Below are 272 nucleotides of genomic sequence, written 5' to 3'. Positions count from 1 at the left end.
AAACAGATCTTATTGTGGGTACTCCGGTTGCAGGAAGAGAACATCCAGACTTGGAGAATCAGGTAGGATTGTACCTTAACACGCTGGCTGTACGCACCCAGTTAGAAGAACAAAATACGTTTGTTTCCATTTTGGAAAAACAAAAGCAAACGCTTTTAGGTGCTTACGAACACCAACACTACCAGTTTGACGAACTGGTAAGCAAACTAAATTTAAAGAAAGATACAGGCCGTTCAGCCTTGTTTGATGTGATGGTTGTGTTTCAAAACCAT

Annotated in this window: 1 protein-coding gene; it reads left to right on the top strand. The window is 40.8% G+C overall.

All coding sequences use genetic code 11. The features are described from left to right. Positions 1-272 (top strand): condensation domain-containing protein (locus tag EZM65_RS15405; protein WP_136669449.1); only part of this gene is annotated, 272 nt, incomplete at both ends.

The sequence above is a fragment of the Flavobacterium sp. H122 genome (assembly GCF_004959765.1).
Taxonomy (GTDB): domain Bacteria; phylum Bacteroidota; class Bacteroidia; order Flavobacteriales; family Flavobacteriaceae; genus Flavobacterium.
This window is presented reverse-complemented; position numbering and strand designations above follow the sequence as displayed.